The 14,767-nt window shown below is 57.8% G+C and carries 15 protein-coding genes and 1 tRNA gene; 5 read left to right on the forward strand and 11 right to left on the reverse strand.

Going from position 1 to position 14,767, the window contains the following annotated elements; translation table 11 throughout:
- Window positions 1-16 precede the first annotated feature (16 nt).
- From OHJ17_RS03760 to OHJ17_RS03770, 3 genes are all read right to left on the reverse strand, one after another.
- Window positions 17-205, reverse strand: coding sequence for a hypothetical protein (locus tag OHJ17_RS03760; RefSeq protein WP_002916738.1), 189 nt, complete (start codon window positions 203-205; stop codon window positions 17-19).
- Window positions 206-404: 199 nt separating this feature from the next.
- Window positions 405-749, reverse strand: coding sequence for a hypothetical protein (locus tag OHJ17_RS03765; RefSeq protein WP_004185642.1), 345 nt, complete (start codon window positions 747-749; stop codon window positions 405-407).
- Window positions 750-835: 86 nt separating this feature from the next.
- Window positions 836-1,438 carry a short chain dehydrogenase gene (locus OHJ17_RS03770; protein WP_032433527.1) on the reverse strand — a complete coding sequence of 201 codons (603 nt, stop codon included), beginning with the start codon at window positions 1,436-1,438 and terminating at the stop codon, window positions 836-838.
- Window positions 1,439-1,535: 97 nt separating this feature from the next.
- Here OHJ17_RS03770 and OHJ17_RS03775 point away from each other — a divergent pair, with 97 nt between their 5' ends.
- On the forward strand, window positions 1,536-2,447 hold the full coding sequence (locus OHJ17_RS03775) for a LysR family transcriptional regulator (RefSeq protein WP_021314148.1): 912 nt from the start codon (window positions 1,536-1,538) through the stop codon (window positions 2,445-2,447).
- Here OHJ17_RS03775 and OHJ17_RS03780 read toward each other — a convergent pair whose 3' ends face one another.
- From OHJ17_RS03780 to OHJ17_RS03795, 4 genes are all read right to left on the reverse strand, one after another.
- Window positions 2,448-3,596, reverse strand: coding sequence for a trans-sulfuration enzyme family protein (locus OHJ17_RS03780; RefSeq protein ID WP_032433524.1), 1,149 nt, complete (start codon window positions 3,594-3,596; stop codon window positions 2,448-2,450).
- A 10-nt stretch (window positions 3,597-3,606) separates the two neighbouring features.
- Window positions 3,607-4,983 carry a pyridoxal-phosphate dependent enzyme gene (locus OHJ17_RS03785; protein WP_016947440.1) on the reverse strand — a complete coding sequence of 459 codons (1,377 nt, stop codon included), beginning with the start codon at window positions 4,981-4,983 and terminating at the stop codon, window positions 3,607-3,609.
- A gap of 395 nt (window positions 4,984-5,378) precedes the next feature.
- Window positions 5,379-5,454: transfer RNA gene (locus OHJ17_RS03790), tRNA-Phe, on the reverse strand.
- 105 nt (window positions 5,455-5,559) lie between these two features.
- Window positions 5,560-6,273 (reverse strand): DUF554 domain-containing protein, encoded by a 714-nt coding sequence (locus tag OHJ17_RS03795; RefSeq protein ID WP_002916694.1) that lies wholly within the window; start codon window positions 6,271-6,273, stop codon window positions 5,560-5,562.
- A gap of 419 nt (window positions 6,274-6,692) precedes the next feature.
- Here OHJ17_RS03795 and OHJ17_RS03800 point away from each other — a divergent pair, with 419 nt between their 5' ends.
- Window positions 6,693-8,831, forward strand: coding sequence for an ornithine decarboxylase (locus tag OHJ17_RS03800; protein WP_009308638.1), 2,139 nt, complete (start codon window positions 6,693-6,695; stop codon window positions 8,829-8,831).
- Between the two features lie 43 nt (window positions 8,832-8,874).
- Here the strand turns inward: OHJ17_RS03800 and OHJ17_RS03805 are convergent, their stop codons facing one another.
- The 4 genes from OHJ17_RS03805 to mutY all read right to left on the reverse strand — a co-directional run bounded on the left by OHJ17_RS03805 (window position 8,875) and on the right by mutY (window position 12,814).
- A complete protein-coding gene (locus tag OHJ17_RS03805) occupies window positions 8,875-10,128 on the reverse strand; it encodes a nucleoside permease (RefSeq protein WP_004144787.1) in 1,254 nt (417 codons plus the stop codon).
- Window positions 10,129-10,319: 191 nt separating this feature from the next.
- Window positions 10,320-11,402 (reverse strand): membrane-bound lytic murein transglycosylase MltC, encoded by a 1,083-nt coding sequence (gene mltC, locus OHJ17_RS03810; RefSeq protein ID WP_002916629.1) that lies wholly within the window; start codon window positions 11,400-11,402, stop codon window positions 10,320-10,322.
- Between the two features lie 49 nt (window positions 11,403-11,451).
- The gene (locus OHJ17_RS03815) at window positions 11,452-11,727 is read right to left on the reverse strand and encodes an oxidative damage protection protein (protein ID WP_004105744.1); all 276 of its coding nucleotides are present in this window, start codon (window positions 11,725-11,727) and stop codon (window positions 11,452-11,454) included.
- Window positions 11,728-11,755: 28 nt separating this feature from the next.
- The gene (gene mutY, locus OHJ17_RS03820) at window positions 11,756-12,814 is read right to left on the reverse strand and encodes an A/G-specific adenine glycosylase (protein WP_032433523.1); all 1,059 of its coding nucleotides are present in this window, start codon (window positions 12,812-12,814) and stop codon (window positions 11,756-11,758) included.
- 136 nt (window positions 12,815-12,950) lie between these two features.
- Here mutY and trmB point away from each other — a divergent pair, with 136 nt between their 5' ends.
- The 3 genes from trmB to OHJ17_RS03835 are packed head-to-tail and all read left to right on the forward strand — an operon-like array spanning window position 12,951 to window position 14,766.
- The gene (gene trmB / locus OHJ17_RS03825) at window positions 12,951-13,670 is read left to right on the forward strand and encodes a tRNA (guanosine(46)-N7)-methyltransferase TrmB (protein ID WP_002916627.1); all 720 of its coding nucleotides are present in this window, start codon (window positions 12,951-12,953) and stop codon (window positions 13,668-13,670) included.
- A complete protein-coding gene (locus OHJ17_RS03830) occupies window positions 13,670-13,996 on the forward strand; it encodes a YggL family protein (RefSeq protein WP_002916620.1) in 327 nt (108 codons plus the stop codon). The genes trmB and OHJ17_RS03830 overlap by 1 nt, the downstream gene beginning before the upstream one ends.
- Window positions 13,997-14,046: 50 nt before the next feature.
- Window positions 14,047-14,766 carry a YggN family protein gene (locus tag OHJ17_RS03835; RefSeq protein WP_002916619.1) on the forward strand — a complete coding sequence of 240 codons (720 nt, stop codon included), beginning with the start codon at window positions 14,047-14,049 and terminating at the stop codon, window positions 14,764-14,766.
- The last annotated feature ends 1 nt before the right edge of the window (window position 14,767 follow it).

Below are 14,767 nucleotides of genomic sequence, written 5' to 3' on the forward strand. Positions count from 1 at the left end.
GTCCCTCGCGGGTTAATTATTTTGCTGATTCTACCGGAGAGCGATCGTTGCGGTCGGCGATGGAGATTTTAGTTCCGGCGGAATGGCTGGCGAGAGAGAAAAAGTCATCGGCATCAATATCGAAGTTAAGAATAATTTCCCTGTATTTTCCACCGTTAATTAACGCTTTGGCTTCTTTAACACTACTGGCAATAATGACAGGCATCAGTTTTATCTCATTTTGAAAACTGTGAAGCAAAATAAGAGTTAGTTCGTACCAGATCAACTACTTTTTATCGTATTCCGCCGCAGAAAAAACGTCGTACTGTGACGCGACGACGACCGGATATTTTGTGACAGCGATCCGGTCATCAACAGCACAATCTTATTCGACGCTGGCGATATGCTGCAATTTTGCCAACTCGTTAGGATGATTTCCCCTGTTGTTTTTCGCGCAATATCTCGCCGCAGCGCTGCTTGTCCTGACGCAGCGCCTGCTGTTCCTGCGGGCTGAGCTGGCGCCAGGTATCCAGCATCCGCTGCCCCAGCGCCGGAAGGTAATGGGTTTTATGCAGCGCGTAGTCAGAATTTCCCCCCTCGACGATATTCTGCATATCGTGGAGGAACTGGCGGCTGTCGTCATGATCGATTATGCAAAATACCGCCCGGTAGTAAGCTTCATCTTCCTCGGTGTAATGCGGGGTGAACCACCAGACCAGCAGCGCGATAAGCGCCAGTAGCGGGATAATTAAGGATAATTTTTTCAACATCAGTTTTTCGGCCGGAGACAATCAGCCGTCAGTGTACCTGCAACGACGGCCTGATGTAAGCGCCGGCCCCGGCGGGCCGGCACAGGCTAGTAGCCGACCGGGTAGATGCGGCCGGTCTGAACGCCTTCAATGCTGCGGCGATAGGCCTGCGCCACGGCGGCGGCGGGAACGTTGGGGAAGCCCGGGAAAAAGTCGCCGTAGGCTGCCAGCGACTCGCTGAGCACGGTGGGGCTGATGAGATTGATGCGGATCCCGCGCGGCAGCTCGCAGGCGGCGGCGCGGACAAAGCCTTCCAGACCGGCGTTGACCGTCGTGGCATTGACCCCCTGAGCAATGGGTTCCTGCGCGACGATACCGCTGACCAGGGTAATCGACCCGCCGTCGCGCAGAAAATGCTGGCCGACCAGCGCCAGGCGAATTTGCCCCAGCAGCTTGTCCTGCAGACCGAGGTTGAACTGGCTGTCGGTCATGGTGCTTAACGGCCCAAAGTGCAGATTGCCGGTGGTGGAGACGATGGCATCTACTTCACCCGTTTGGGCAAATAGCGCCTCGACGCTCTCCTGCGAGGTGATATCCACCTGATAATCTCCCCGGGTGCGGCCGACGCGGATAACCTCATGTCTCTGACTCAGTTCTTCGCTGACCGCGCGACCGATGGTGCCGCTGGCACCGATAACGATAATTTTCATGGCAGACTCCTGATGAGGTGAGGGGCTATTTTTTAATAAAAGTAATCTCGGATAAACTGGCTAAAAGTTAGAACATTACTAACCAGAGGTTAGCAATATGGACAAATTACGAGGGATGGAGACGTTTATTGCCGTGGTGGAGTGCGGCAGCTTTACCGGGGCGGCGTCGCGCCTGGGGCTGTCGGCGGTGATGGTTGGGAAATATATCGCCCAGTTGGAAAGCCAGCTGGCGACGCGTCTGCTGGAGCGTAACACCCGACGCCAGAGCCTCACCGACGCCGGGCGAGTCTATTTTGACGAAGCGAAACGGGTGATGGAGCAGGTCTCCATCGCCGAAAGCGCGGTCGAGCGGCTGCGGCTGGCGCCGGCCGGCACCCTGCGGGTGAGCGCTCCCACCTCGTTCGGCGCCAGCGTGATCGCGCCCCTGACCGCCACCTTCCTGCAGGTCTGGCCTGCGGTCCGGGTGGAACTGGATCTGACTAACCGGATGGTCGATCTGGTGGATGAGGGGTTCGATCTGGCGATCCGTATCGGCGAGATCCATCAGGAGGATCTGGTGGCTCGCTACCTGGCGCCGTATCGGATGGTGATCTGCGCCGCGCCGGCTTATCTGGCGCGTTACGGAACGCCCGGCAGGCCGGAAGATCTCGCCGATCATCTCTGTCTGTCCCATACGGTCTGGACCGCCCGCAACGAGTGGCGGCTGCCGGGCGTAGAGGGAGAAGTGCGCTGGAAACGCGATGCGGTTTTGCGCTGCAACGATGGCTACGCGCTGCGCCAGGCGGCGATCGCCGGGGCCGGGCTGCTGATGCAGCCGGAGGTGCTGCTGGCCGATGCGCTGGCCAGCGGCAGCCTGGTGCGCGTGCTGGAGGCGTGGACCCCACAGCCGAGACCCGTGCATCTGCTCTGGCGCCAGGATCGTCGGCCCCTGCCGAAGCTGACGCAGTTTATCGCCCACCTTCAACAGGGAATGGCCGACGCGCTGACAACGACCCGCGCGTCGGAATAATCACTCCCTCCGCAGCGCCTGCTGCCAGTCGGCAATCAGATCGTGAGGATCTTCGATCCCCACCGACAGGCGGATCAGCTGCGGTGTGATACCGTTCGCCAGGCGTTTCTCCAGCGGGATCGAGGCATGGGTCATGCTGAAGGGCTGGCTCACCAGACTCTCCACGCCGCCCAGGCTCTCCGCAAGCGTAAACCAGCGCAGCTTGCTGATGATGCGCTCGGCGTAACCTTCATCGCCCTTCACCACCACCGAAATCATGCCGCCGGGCAGGGCCATTTGCTGGCGCGCCAGCTGATGATGCGGGTGCGAGGCCAGCCAGGGAAACCAGACTCGCTCCACTTCCGGCTGCTGTTCCAGCCATTCGGCGAGCTGCAGCGCGTTCGCGCTGTGGCGCTCCATCCGCAGCGCCAGGGTACGGATGCCGCGCAGCGTCAGGAAGCTGCTGAACGGGTCAAGCACGCCGCCTACCGCATTCTGCAGATAGCCAAGCTTTTCCGCGAGCCCGGAGTTATCGCCAACCACCGCCAGGCCGGCGACGACATCGGAATGGCCGTTGAGGTACTTGGTCGCGGAGTGCACCACAATATCAAACCCATGCTCCAGCGGGCGATGGATCGCCGGCGAAGCAAAGGTGTTATCGGCGACGCTGATTAGGTTATGGCGGCGCGCGATGGCGGCGATGGCGCTGAGATCCGCGAGCTTCAGCAGCGGGTTGGTGGGCGTTTCCACCCAGATCATGCGGGTGTCGGGGCGGATCGCCGCTTCAATTCCCGCCAGGTCGTCGGGTTTCACCCAGCTCACCTGCAGACCCGCGCTACGGCGGCGAACGTTTTCCAGCAGGCGGTAAGTGCCGCCATACACATCATCGACCGCCACCAGGTGACTGTCCTTATCCAGCAGCTCCAGCACGGTGGAGATGGCGGCCAGCCCGGAGGCGAACGCGTAGCCGCGCGTGCCGTTTTCCAGGTCGGCGATCGCCGTCTCCAGCGCGTGGCGGGTGGGATTCCCGCTGCGGGAATATTCATAACCGGTATGCTGCCCCGGCGCTGGCTGAGCAAAAGTGGAGGTGGCATAAATCGGCGGCATCACTGCGCCGTGGCTGTCGGTGAAGGTTCCGCTATGTACACTCAGGGTGTGGATAGATGACATAAAAAATTCCTTATTGTGCGACTCGGTTACGCCAGGCGGTCAATACATCGCTGCGGGTGACCAGGCCAAGAAAAAGCGCGTTGTCAGCGATCACCGCCACCAGACCGCGATCGAGAATGGCCTGCAGTTCGCTCTCGGGCGCATGCTTATCGAGGGTTTCAACATGGCGACTCATCGCTTCGCTAACCGGCAGGGAGAAGCGTTGGCGATCGCCCTGTACGTGGCGGATCAAATCCCACTCATCGACGATGCCGACCACGCGGCCATCCTCCAGAACCGGCAGTTGGGAGATGTCATACAGCCGCATGCGGGTAAAGACCGCGGCCAGGGTGTCGTCCGGCGCGGCCGTGACGGTAGCGCCTTCGTCATGGCGCAGGGCGATAAAATCACTGAGATCGCCCTGTTCGGGGCGGGCGATCAGTCCTTGCTGGCGCATCCAGTCGTCGTTGAACATTTTGGACAGGTATTTATTGCCGCTGTCGCAGGCGAAGGTTACTACCCGTTTCGGACGGCTTTGTGCCCGGCAGTAGCGCAGCGCGGCGCTGAGCAGGGTGCCGGTGGAAGAGCCGGCCAGCACGCCCTCAACCTGCAGCAGCTGGCGCGCGGTGTGGAACGCTTCGCGGTCGCTGACGCGATACGCGGTATGTACCCCCTCCAGCCTGGCCAGCGGCGGGATAAAATCTTCGCCGATCCCTTCGACCAGCCAGGATCCCGTTTCGCCGTAGCGTCCGGTATCGACCTGATCGGCAAGGATGGAACCCGCCGGATCGGCGAGAATAAATTCCGTTTTCGGCGAGTGCTCAGCAAACCAGGCCTGAAGCCCACCCAGCGTGCCGCCGGAGCCGACGCCGACGACGATGGCGTCGATGTCGCCCTCCAGCTGCTGATAAAGCTCCGGCGCAGTGGAGGTGGCATGGGCCAGCGGATTGGCGTCGTTATTAAACTGGTCGATATAAAAGGCGCCCGGCGTTTCATCGGCAAGGCGGTGGGCATAATCCTGGTAGTAGGCCGGGTGGCCTTTATTGACGTCGGAGCGGGTGAGCAGCACCGTCGCGCCCAGCGCCCGCAGGTGAAAGATTTTCTCGCGGCTCATTTTGTCCGGCACCACCAGGATCAGGCGGTAATTTTTCTGCGCCGCAATCAGCGCCAGACCGAGGCCGGTATTGCCGGCGGTGGCTTCGATAATCGTTCCCCCGGGCGCCAGTTTTCCCTGGCGCTCGGCTTCATTAATCATCGACAGCGCAACCCGATCTTTAATTGACCCGCCGGGGTTCTGATTTTCCAGTTTTAAAAACAGACTGCAGGGCCCGGTATCCAGTTTGTGCAACTGGAGCAGGGGAGTATGACCGATCAGGTCGCTCACGGAATGAAACAGTGACATAACCATTTACCCACTCGTTTAAGATATTTTTGCATACTAGAACTGTGAAAACGGTTATTTAAAGAATATTTCTCTGTCATTTAGCGCAAAATGGAATATAAGATGCTATTTGGCCATCTGGAGGGAAAGCAGGGCAGCCACCTGGGCGGATCGATTTCCAGAAAAGGGCGTTTTTAGCCGCTTTTAGCGGGAAAATGGCGATTTTAATCAGTGTGTTATCTGATATCTGAAAATGTGTTTGCGAAAAGATTCTATGGAGAATAGGCCTGCGCTTGTCGTTAACTAGCAGCGGGCTGGCCAGGAGAAAAACGCAGCAGGGAAATCACGGGTTAACGCAGTTCGATGGAGAGTCCGGCTACAGAAAAGCAAAAACCCGCCTTTTGGGCGGGTTCTTTAAATAGTGGTGCCCGGACTCGGAATCGAACCAAGGACACGGGGATTTTCAATCCCCTGCTCTACCGACTGAGCTATCCGGGCAACGGGGCGCATTAAACCGTAATCGCCGCGCCTCGTCAACGAAATTTATCTGTTTTGCAGCAGACTGAACAATCTATCACCACATTGCGCTAAAAGCACGCGTTTTCAGGCAAAAAACAGCGTCCAGGCCGCGGAAATCGGCATCGCCAGCACCAGCGCAGGCAGCATATTCACTACGGCAAACATTTTTATCCCGCAGATGCGCAGCCCGGTGGCCACCAGCAGCATGCCGCCGACGGCGCTGAAATCCGCCAGCATCATCGGCGTGGTAAGCGGCATAATGATCGCCGCGCAGGCTGCAAGAGTCAGCTGGATAAGCAGCATCGGTACGCTGATGGCGGCGACGGCAATGCCCAGGGTGCAGGCGAAGATGGTGGCGGTGAAAAAGTCGAGAAACGCTTTGGCAATCAGAATGCTGGCGTCGCCGGTCATCCCTTCGCGCATGGCGCCGAAGACGCCGGTGCCGCTGGCGCAGAACAGGACGATAATCGCCACATAGCTCTGAATATAAGACTCATGAGCCGAAGCCTTTTTCTTGCCTTTCGCTGACATCAACTGCTGGAGTTTACTGACCAGCGTATTGATGCCTTTTTCCATATTGCATATTTCGCCGAGCAGCGTCCCCACCAGGGTCGACAGCACCATCACCGGCAGATTGGCGCACTTAATGACCAGTAAAATGCCGATGCCCAATGACGCCAGGCCAAAAATAGAGGTCATTGCGGTGCGGATCCGTTCCGGCAACCGTTGGCTGAGTAAGGCGCCCAGCACACCGCCGACCAGCACCGCGCTGGCGTTAATAAAAGGTCCTGTAACCACGCTGACTCCTGTTAAAAATCCCTGATAACCGCATTATTATGGCGTTAACTTACCGGGAAAGCTTGTGTATCCGTGATATAAGTGCATACGGTTTTCATCTTGCGCCTGTTCGGGAAAGGTGCCATGATTGCGCGAATTTTCTCCTCCCTGATATGAGGCCGCCGATGACGACACAGCCATTATCTCGCCAGCGACGCCGCGCCCAGATGCGCGGGCTGCCTCATCTTGCTACGCTTACCCCTCTGTTCACCATGCGGTGAAGGACACGTATGCTCACTGTAGGGCAACAGTAAGATCGGACGCGTCTGCTTTTACTGATGTCCGGCGGTCGGAGCTGAATCCGTCAGACCCGGACACATCGTTGGGCAAGGTCTCCCTTGTCTGAGATTTTTACACTCCCGATACGGGCATTTGCGCTTATGAAATCCATGCACATTGCCGCCAGCTGCGAGCTGGTCACCCGCTTGTCCACCCACCGTCGCGTTGTGGCGCTGGACAGTACCGATTTTACCGATGTGGCGGCAGTCGTCATCTCCGCGGCCGACAGTCGCAGCGGCATCCTTACTCTCCTCAGGCGTAGCGGATTTAACCTGCCGGTCTACCTGCTGAGTGAGACGGCGGTCGACAAGCCGGAGGGGGTGCAGGCGGTGATCGCCGGTAAAGATCAGGAGTGGCTGGAGCTGGAGGCGGCGGCCTGTGATTATGAAGCGCGTCTGCTGCCGCCGTTTTTCAATACCCTGACCCAGTACGTCGAGATGGATAACAGCACCTTTGCCTGTCCGGGGCATCAGCACGGGGCGTTTTTCAAAAAGCACCCTGCAGGCCGTCAGTTCTATGACTTTTTTGGCGAAAATGTCTTTCGCGCCGACATGTGCAACGCCGATGTGAAATTAGGCGATCTGCTGATCCACGAAGGATCGGCCAAGCACGCGCAGAAGTTCGCTGCGAAGGTGTTCAACGCGGATAAAACCTACTTCGTCCTCAACGGCACCTCGGCGGCCAACAAAGTCGTGACCAACGCGCTGTTGACCCGCGGCGATCTGGTGCTGTTCGATCGCAACAACCACAAGTCAAACCATCACGGGGCGCTGATCCAGGCGGGGGCGACGCCTGTTTACCTGGAAGCCGCGCGCAATCCGTTCGGCTTTATCGGCGGCATTGACGAGCGCTGCTTTGATGAGCATTACCTGCGGGATCTCATCCGCGAAGCGGCGCCTGAGAAAGCCAATGCCTCCCGCCCGTTTCGTCTGGCGGTGATCCAGCTGGGGACCTACGACGGCACGGTCTATAACGCCCGCCAGGTGGTGGATAAGATCGGCCACCTCTGCGATTACATCCTGTTCGACTCGGCGTGGGTGGGCTATGAGCAGTTTATCCCAATGATGGCCGACTGCTCGCCGCTGCTGCTGGAGCTGACCCCCGACGATCCGGGTATTTTTGTCACTCAGTCCGTGCACAAGCAGCAGGCCGGCTTCTCACAGACGTCGCAGATCCATAAAAAGGATAACCATCTGCGCGGCCAGGCGCGTTTCTGTCCGCACAAGCGGCTGAATAACGCCTTTATGCTGCATGCCTCCACCAGCCCGTTCTATCCGCTGTTTGCCGCGCTGGACGTCAACGCCAAAATTCATGAAGGTGAGAGCGGCCGCCGCCTGTGGGCCGAGTGTGTGGCGCTGGGCATTGAGGCGCGCAAAGCGATCATCGCCAACTGCAAGATGATCCAGCCCTTTATTCCGCCAGTGGTGGCGGGGCGTCCATGGCAGGATCACCCGACCGAGGCGATCGCCCGGGAGCGCCGCTTCTTCAGCTTCGAACCCGACGCGCGCTGGCATGGTTTTGAAGGCTACGCGGACGACCAGTATTTTGTCGACCCGTGCAAGCTGCTGCTGACCACCCCGGGCATTGACGCTGAAAGTGGGGAGTACAGTGAGTTCGGCATTCCGGCGACTATTCTGGCGCATTATCTGCGTGAAAACGGCATCGTGCCGGAGAAGTGCGATCTCAACTCGATTCTGTTCCTGCTGACGCCGGCGGAGAGCGCCGAAAAAATGGCGCAGCTGGTGGCGATGCTGGGGCAGTTTGAACAGCATATTGAAGCGGATACGCCGCTGGCCGATGTGTTGCCGACCATCTATAACAAATATCCGGTGCGTTATCGCGACTATACCCTGCGCGAGCTGTGCCAGGAGATGCACGATCTGTACGTTAGCTTTGACGTGAAGAGCCTGCAAAAAGAGATGTTCCGTAAACGGAGCTTCCCAAGGGTGGTGATGAATCCCCAGGATGCCAACCACGAGTTTATTCGCGGCAACGTTGAGCTGGTGCGTCTGAGCGAGGCGGAAGGCCGCGTCGCGGCGGAGGGGGCGCTGCCGTATCCGCCGGGCGTGCTGTGCGTGGTGCCCGGCGAGGTCTGGGGCGGCGCCGTGCTGCGCTATTTCCTCGCGCTGGAGGAGGGGGTCAATATGCTGCCTGGCTTCTCGCCGGAGCTGCAGGGGGTTTACAGCGAGACGGATCCGGACGGCATTAAGCGGCTGTATGGCTACGTGCTGAAGGGATAAAAAAACGCCCCGCCGAACAGGCGGGGCGTTTTACTTTTGCCGATCACACGCTCTGCTGGGCGGCGGTCGGTTGTCTGACGTGTTTGTATTTGAACAGCGCCACGAAGGCAAAGGCCAGCACCAGCGAATAGCCGGCGAAAATCAGCCACACGCTCTGCCAGTCAGTGATCCCCTCGACGGTAAAGTGTTCGACGACTTTGCCGCTCACCATCCCGCCGAGAATACAGCCGAAGCCGTTGGTCATCATCAGGAACATCCCCTGAGCGCTGGCGCGGATTTCCGGGCGCACCTCTTTCTCAACGAACACCGAACCGGAGATGTTAAAGAAGTCGAAGGCGCAGCCGTAGACGATCATCGACAGCACCAGCAGTACAGTGCCGAACGGCGTCGGGTCGCCAAAGGCGAACAGGCCGAAGCGCAGCATCCACGCCACAATACTGATAAGCATCACGTTCTTAATGCCGTAGCGGCTAAGGAAGAATGGGATGGTCAGGATAAACAGCGTTTCGGAAATCTGCGAAATCGACATCAGCACTGACGCGTGCTCGACGATAAAGCTGCCGGCAAACAGCGGATCTTTATCGAAGCTGTGCAGGAAGGTGTTACCGAACATGTTAGTGATTTGCAGCTCGGCGCCGAGCATCATCGAGAAGATAAAGAAGATAGCCATACGCTTGTTTTTAAACAGCGCAAAAGCGTTCAGGCCGAGCATCTCCGTCCAGCTTTGATTGCGCTGGGCGTTGGCGACCGGAATATGCGGCAGCGTCAGGGTGAACAGAGTCAGCAGGACCGACAGCGTCGCGCCAATGTACAGCTGCATATGGCTCAGTTCAAAGCCGGAGAAGCTCACGCCCCACATGGCGAGGATAAAGCCGATGGTGCCCCAGATACGAATTGGCGGGAAATCGGTGACAATATCCAGCCCCGCCGACTGCAGGCGGTAGTAGGAGATGGTATTGATCAAGCCAAGCGTCGGCATATAGGCCAGCGAGTTAAGCAGGATCACGAGGAACATCTCGCCCGGCGTGGTGACCTGCGCCGCGAGGTACAGCGTTAACGCGCCGACCAGGTGGCAGATGGCGTATACCCATTTGGCGCTGATCCACTTATCGGCGACGATGCCGAGCAGCGTCGGCATCAACACCGCGGCGATACCGAGCGAGCTATACACTGCGCCGATTGCCGCGCCGTCAAACTTCAGCGTGACAAACATGTACGAGCCAAGCGTGGTGAGCCAGCTCCCCCAAAGGCAGAACTGCAGGAACGACAGTATTTTGAGCTGCAGCTTAAGATTCATGTAGTTATCCTCACGAATGTGGGCTTGTTATGTTTTTAAAATAACATTAATCCCGTTATTTTGATGCGATTCTATCATTCACCAGCTTAATGCTTCTGTTAACTGCCGCAGAAAACCGAAAGATATTACAGAGTATGGCGGAGAATAAGCGCGGCCTCAGCGCGGGGCTGAGGCCGGAGTCGGGAGGAGGGCTATTTACGGCGGTAGCTTTTCTGCGCCGTATTAACTTTGTACAGATAGCGGCGCGATTCCGCCGACGGATGGCGGGTGGTCAGCGTCTGGTAGACATCCCCTGGCGCCATGCTGTTGATAATATTGGCCGCCTGAACTTTATCGCTGGAGAAGACCCGCAGTACGCTGCCGGCGCCGCCGTTATAGGCAGTGATCACCGCGTAGCGACGCGAGGTGGGGTTATCGATGCCGGCGAGGTAAACATTGTTCAGCATCGCCAGGTAGGCGGTACCGGTGTCGATATTATTCGCCGGGTCAAACAGATAGCTGCGGCTTGGCAGGCCGGATTTACCCTGGGAGCGGAAGACGTCTCTGCCGGCGCTGTGCTGGACCACCTGCATCAGCCCCATGGCGTCGGCATGGCTGACCGCATAGGGGTTAAAGGAGGATTCGGTCTGCATAATCGCGAGGATCAGCGACTCATCAACCCCATACTTACGCGAGGCCTGACGCACCATGCCGAGGTATTTATGCGCACGTTTGTCGAGGTGGTTCGGCACCAGGTTAATGGTGATGCTGTAGACCACGCGCAGGCCGTTGTTGCGGCTCTTCAGACGGGTTTGCAGCAGATAGTCGGCAAAGCGCGCGGCGCGCCACTCCCAGCGAATCGACGCCCCGGTGTTATCCACCACCTGGCCATAGAGGAACGGCTCTTTGGAGATCTGGATGTCATCGACATCGGAATAGAGGTCAATGGAGTTGGGGTCATCGCCCATCAACAGGGTTTTGACGATCGCCTGGCGCAGTCGTCCGCGAGGGTCGGTGCCGGCAATGGTCTCGACGGTGATCGTCCCTTCATCGAAGTTGATGTGGCTGCGGGTTTGATACTGGTCGGTGTACTTGACGTAGTCCTTTGGCCCGGCGAGCAGGACTTCGTTGTACCCCCAAATGTTCTCGATGTTGTGGGCGAACTGGCCCATCAAAATATCGAATCCGTTCGTGTCCTTGACCCAGGCCTCGTTGTATTCGGCGCCTTTTTTATTGGAGCTGGAACACGAAACGAGCAACGGCGCAATCAGCGCGAGCGCTAAGTATTTTTTCATCATTCCGGGCGTGCGTGTTGTGTTTGTTTTTTTAAAGGCCGCAGGGCCCTTACTGTTTTTCCGGCGGCGTGTAGCCTTCGATGTGCACGTCTTTCCCTTCAAACAGGAACTGCACCATCTCCTGCTCAAGCAGTTTGCGGTGCTCCGGGTTCATCATGCTGAGCTTTTTCTCGTTGATCAGCATGGTCTGCTTGTGCTGCCACTGCGCCCAGGCTTCTTTGGAGATTTCGTTGTAAATACGCTTTCCGAGCTCGCCCGGATACAGCTGGAAATCCTGGCCGTCCGCTTCACGCTGCAGGAAGGTACAAAAAATGGTTCTGCTCATAATTAATCCTCTTTGATAGCCGAAAAATTTATACCGGCGCTCCGGCTTTTAGCTGTTGCAACAAGCGCTCCACGGGGGCCGCCAGACCGACCGACGGCGGCTGCGCTAAGTTATACCAGAGTGCGTTGCCTTCATCCATGCATGCGCCACATGAGTGCACTGTAAGCCACATCGGAATAATATCCAGGTGGAAATGGCTGAAAGTGTGGCGAAAAGCGGTTAATTGCGTCAGATTATCGGCCTTAATCTGGCGCTGCGCCAGCCACTCGCGTAGCTCCGCTTCGTCTGCAAACTGCGGAAAACAGAACAACCCGCCCCACAGACCCACCGGCGGACGCTGGGAAAGAAACACCTCGTCGCCGTGCTGCATCAGCAGGAAGTAGCCGGTGCGTTCCGGGAGGGTCTGCTTCGGTTTTTTACCCGGATATTCCGCCCATGAATGGTTCGCGTAGGCCACGCAGCCGTTGCTCAGCGGACACAGCTCGCACTTCGGCTTCGAGCGGGTACAAACCATTGCCCCGAGATCCATCATCGCCTGGTTGAAGCGCTCGACGCCCTCTGCCGGGGTGACCTCTTCGCTGATGTCCCACAGCCGTTTTTCCACCTCTTTTTTCCCCGGCCAGCCGCTGACAGCATAGCAGCGGGCGAGCACGCGCTTCACGTTGCCGTCGAGAATCGGATAATGCTGACCGAGCGAAAGGGATAAAATCGCCCCCGCCGTTGAGCGCCCGACGCCGGGTAGCGCCGCCACTTCGTCAAAGGTCCGGGGGAATTCCCCGCCGTGCAGTGTGGCGACTTGCTGCGCGGCTTTATGTAAGTTGCGCGCCCGCGCGTAGTAGCCCAGACCGGTCCACAGATGCAGCACCTCATCCAGCGGCGCGTTGGCTAAATCAACCACCGTGGGGAAACGCGCCATAAAGCGTTCAAAATAGGGGATTACCGTGGTCACCTGGGTTTGTTGCAACATCACTTCGGAGAGCCATACTTTGTAGGGCGTCTTGGCGATTTGCCAGGGCAGGGTTTTACGCCCGTATTTGTCGTACCAGTCCAGAACCTGGGCTGAAAATTGCGTGGCGAGAAAAGTCAAAGCTACGGCTCCGGGATCGCGATTACAGGGGGGCAGATTGCAGCATAAGGGCGAGTGGCTGTAAACCCTTGCATCCGCCGGGTAACTTTGGATAATGCCCGTTTTCCGAACACATTCACAAGCAGACCAAACTTTTATGAAAAACGACGTCATCTCTCCGGAATTCGATGAAAACGGTCGCCCGCTGCGCCGTATTCGTAGCTTCGTCCGTCGCCAGGGCCGCCTGACGAAAGGGCAGCAGCATGCGCTGGATAACATTTGGCCGGTGATGGGCGTTGAATTCAACGATGCGCCGCTCGATTTCGCCGCCCTGTTTGGCCGTGACGCGCCGGTCACCTTAGAAATTGGCTTCGGGATGGGCGCCTCGCTGGTGGCGATGGCGAAAGCCAAACCGGAACAGAATTTCCTCGGCATTGAAGTACACTCCCCGGGCGTTGGCGCTTGTCTGGCTTCTGCTGAAGAAGAAGGCGTACAAAACCTGCGCGTAATGTGTCACGATGCAGTGGAAGTGCTGCATACCATGATCCCGGATAACTCGCTGAATATGGTGCAACTGTTTTTCCCTGATCCGTGGCATAAAGCGCGTCATAATAAACGTCGTATCGTGCAGCCGCCTTTCGCTGAGCTGGTGAAAAGCAAGTTGAAGCTCGGCGGCGTCTTCCATATGGCGACCGACTGGGAAGCTTATGCCGTGCATATGCTGGAAGTCATGTCCTCGCTGGAAGGCTATCGTAACCAGTCGGCAAGCAACGATTACGTACCGCGCCCGGAATCGCGCCCGGTAACCAAATTTGAACAGCGTGGCCATCGTCTCGGCCACGGCGTATGGGACTTAATGTTCGAGAGGGTGAAATAATGGCCAAGAATCGTAGCCGTCGTCTGCGTAAAAAAATGCATATCGATGAGTTTCAGGAGTTAGGCTTCTCCGTCGCCTGGCGTTTCCCGGAAGGGACCAGCGAAGAGCAGATCGACCAGACGGTCAACGATCTGATCGAAGAGGTGATAGAGCCGAACAAGCTGGCCTTCGACGGCAGCGGTTATCTCTCCTGGGAAGGGCTCATCTGCATGCAGGAGATTGGTAAGTGCACTGAAGAGCATCAGGCTATCGTACGCAAATGGCTGGAAGCGCGTAAGTTAGAGGATGTGCGCACCAGCGAACTTTTTGACGTCTGGTGGGACTAAGTTTGACAAGGGTCGGCAATTGCCGGCCCGTTTTGTCTTAAGGGAGTTTTATGATGCGTAAAACGCTGCTGGCGGTGGCGCTCTCCGTCACCGCTTTGTCTGCCCATGCGGACTACCAGTGTAGCGTCACGCCGCGTGACGATGTGATCCTCAGCCCGCAGCAGGTGCAGGTGAAAGGGGAAAACGGCGATCTGGTGATAAAGCCGGACGGCAATCTGACCTTTAACGGCAAGGCCTATGCGCTCAGCGCCGCCCAGCGCGAACAGGCGCAGGATTATCAGGCCAGCCTGCGCAGCAGCCTGCCGTGGATTGACGAAGGCGCGCGTTCGCGAGTCGAAAAAAGCCGCAAGGCGCTGGATAAAATCATTACCGAACAGGTTGGCGCCAACAGCAGCATGCACGGTCGCCTGACCAAACTGGACGCGCAGCTGAAAGAACAGATGAACCGCATAATTGAGCGCCGCAGCGATGGCCTGACCTTCCACTATAAAGCCATCGACCAGGTACGCGCCGATGGCCAGCAGCTGGTGAATCAGGCGATGGGCGGCATTCTGCAGGACAGCATTAACGAGATGGGCGCCAAAGCGGTGCTCAAAGGCGGCGGTAATCCGCTACAGGGCATTCTCGGCAGCCTCGGCGGCCTGCAAACGGCGATTCAGGAGGAATGGAAAAACCAGGAGGCCGATTTCCAGCAGTTTGGTAAGGACGTCTGCAGCCGGGTGGTATCGCTGGAGGACAGCCGCAAAGCGCTGGTTGGCTCGCTGAAATAAT

The sequence above is a fragment of the Klebsiella sp. KP20-425-1 genome, from assembly GCF_025813515.1.
Lineage (GTDB): Bacteria > Pseudomonadota > Gammaproteobacteria > Enterobacterales > Enterobacteriaceae > Klebsiella > Klebsiella pneumoniae.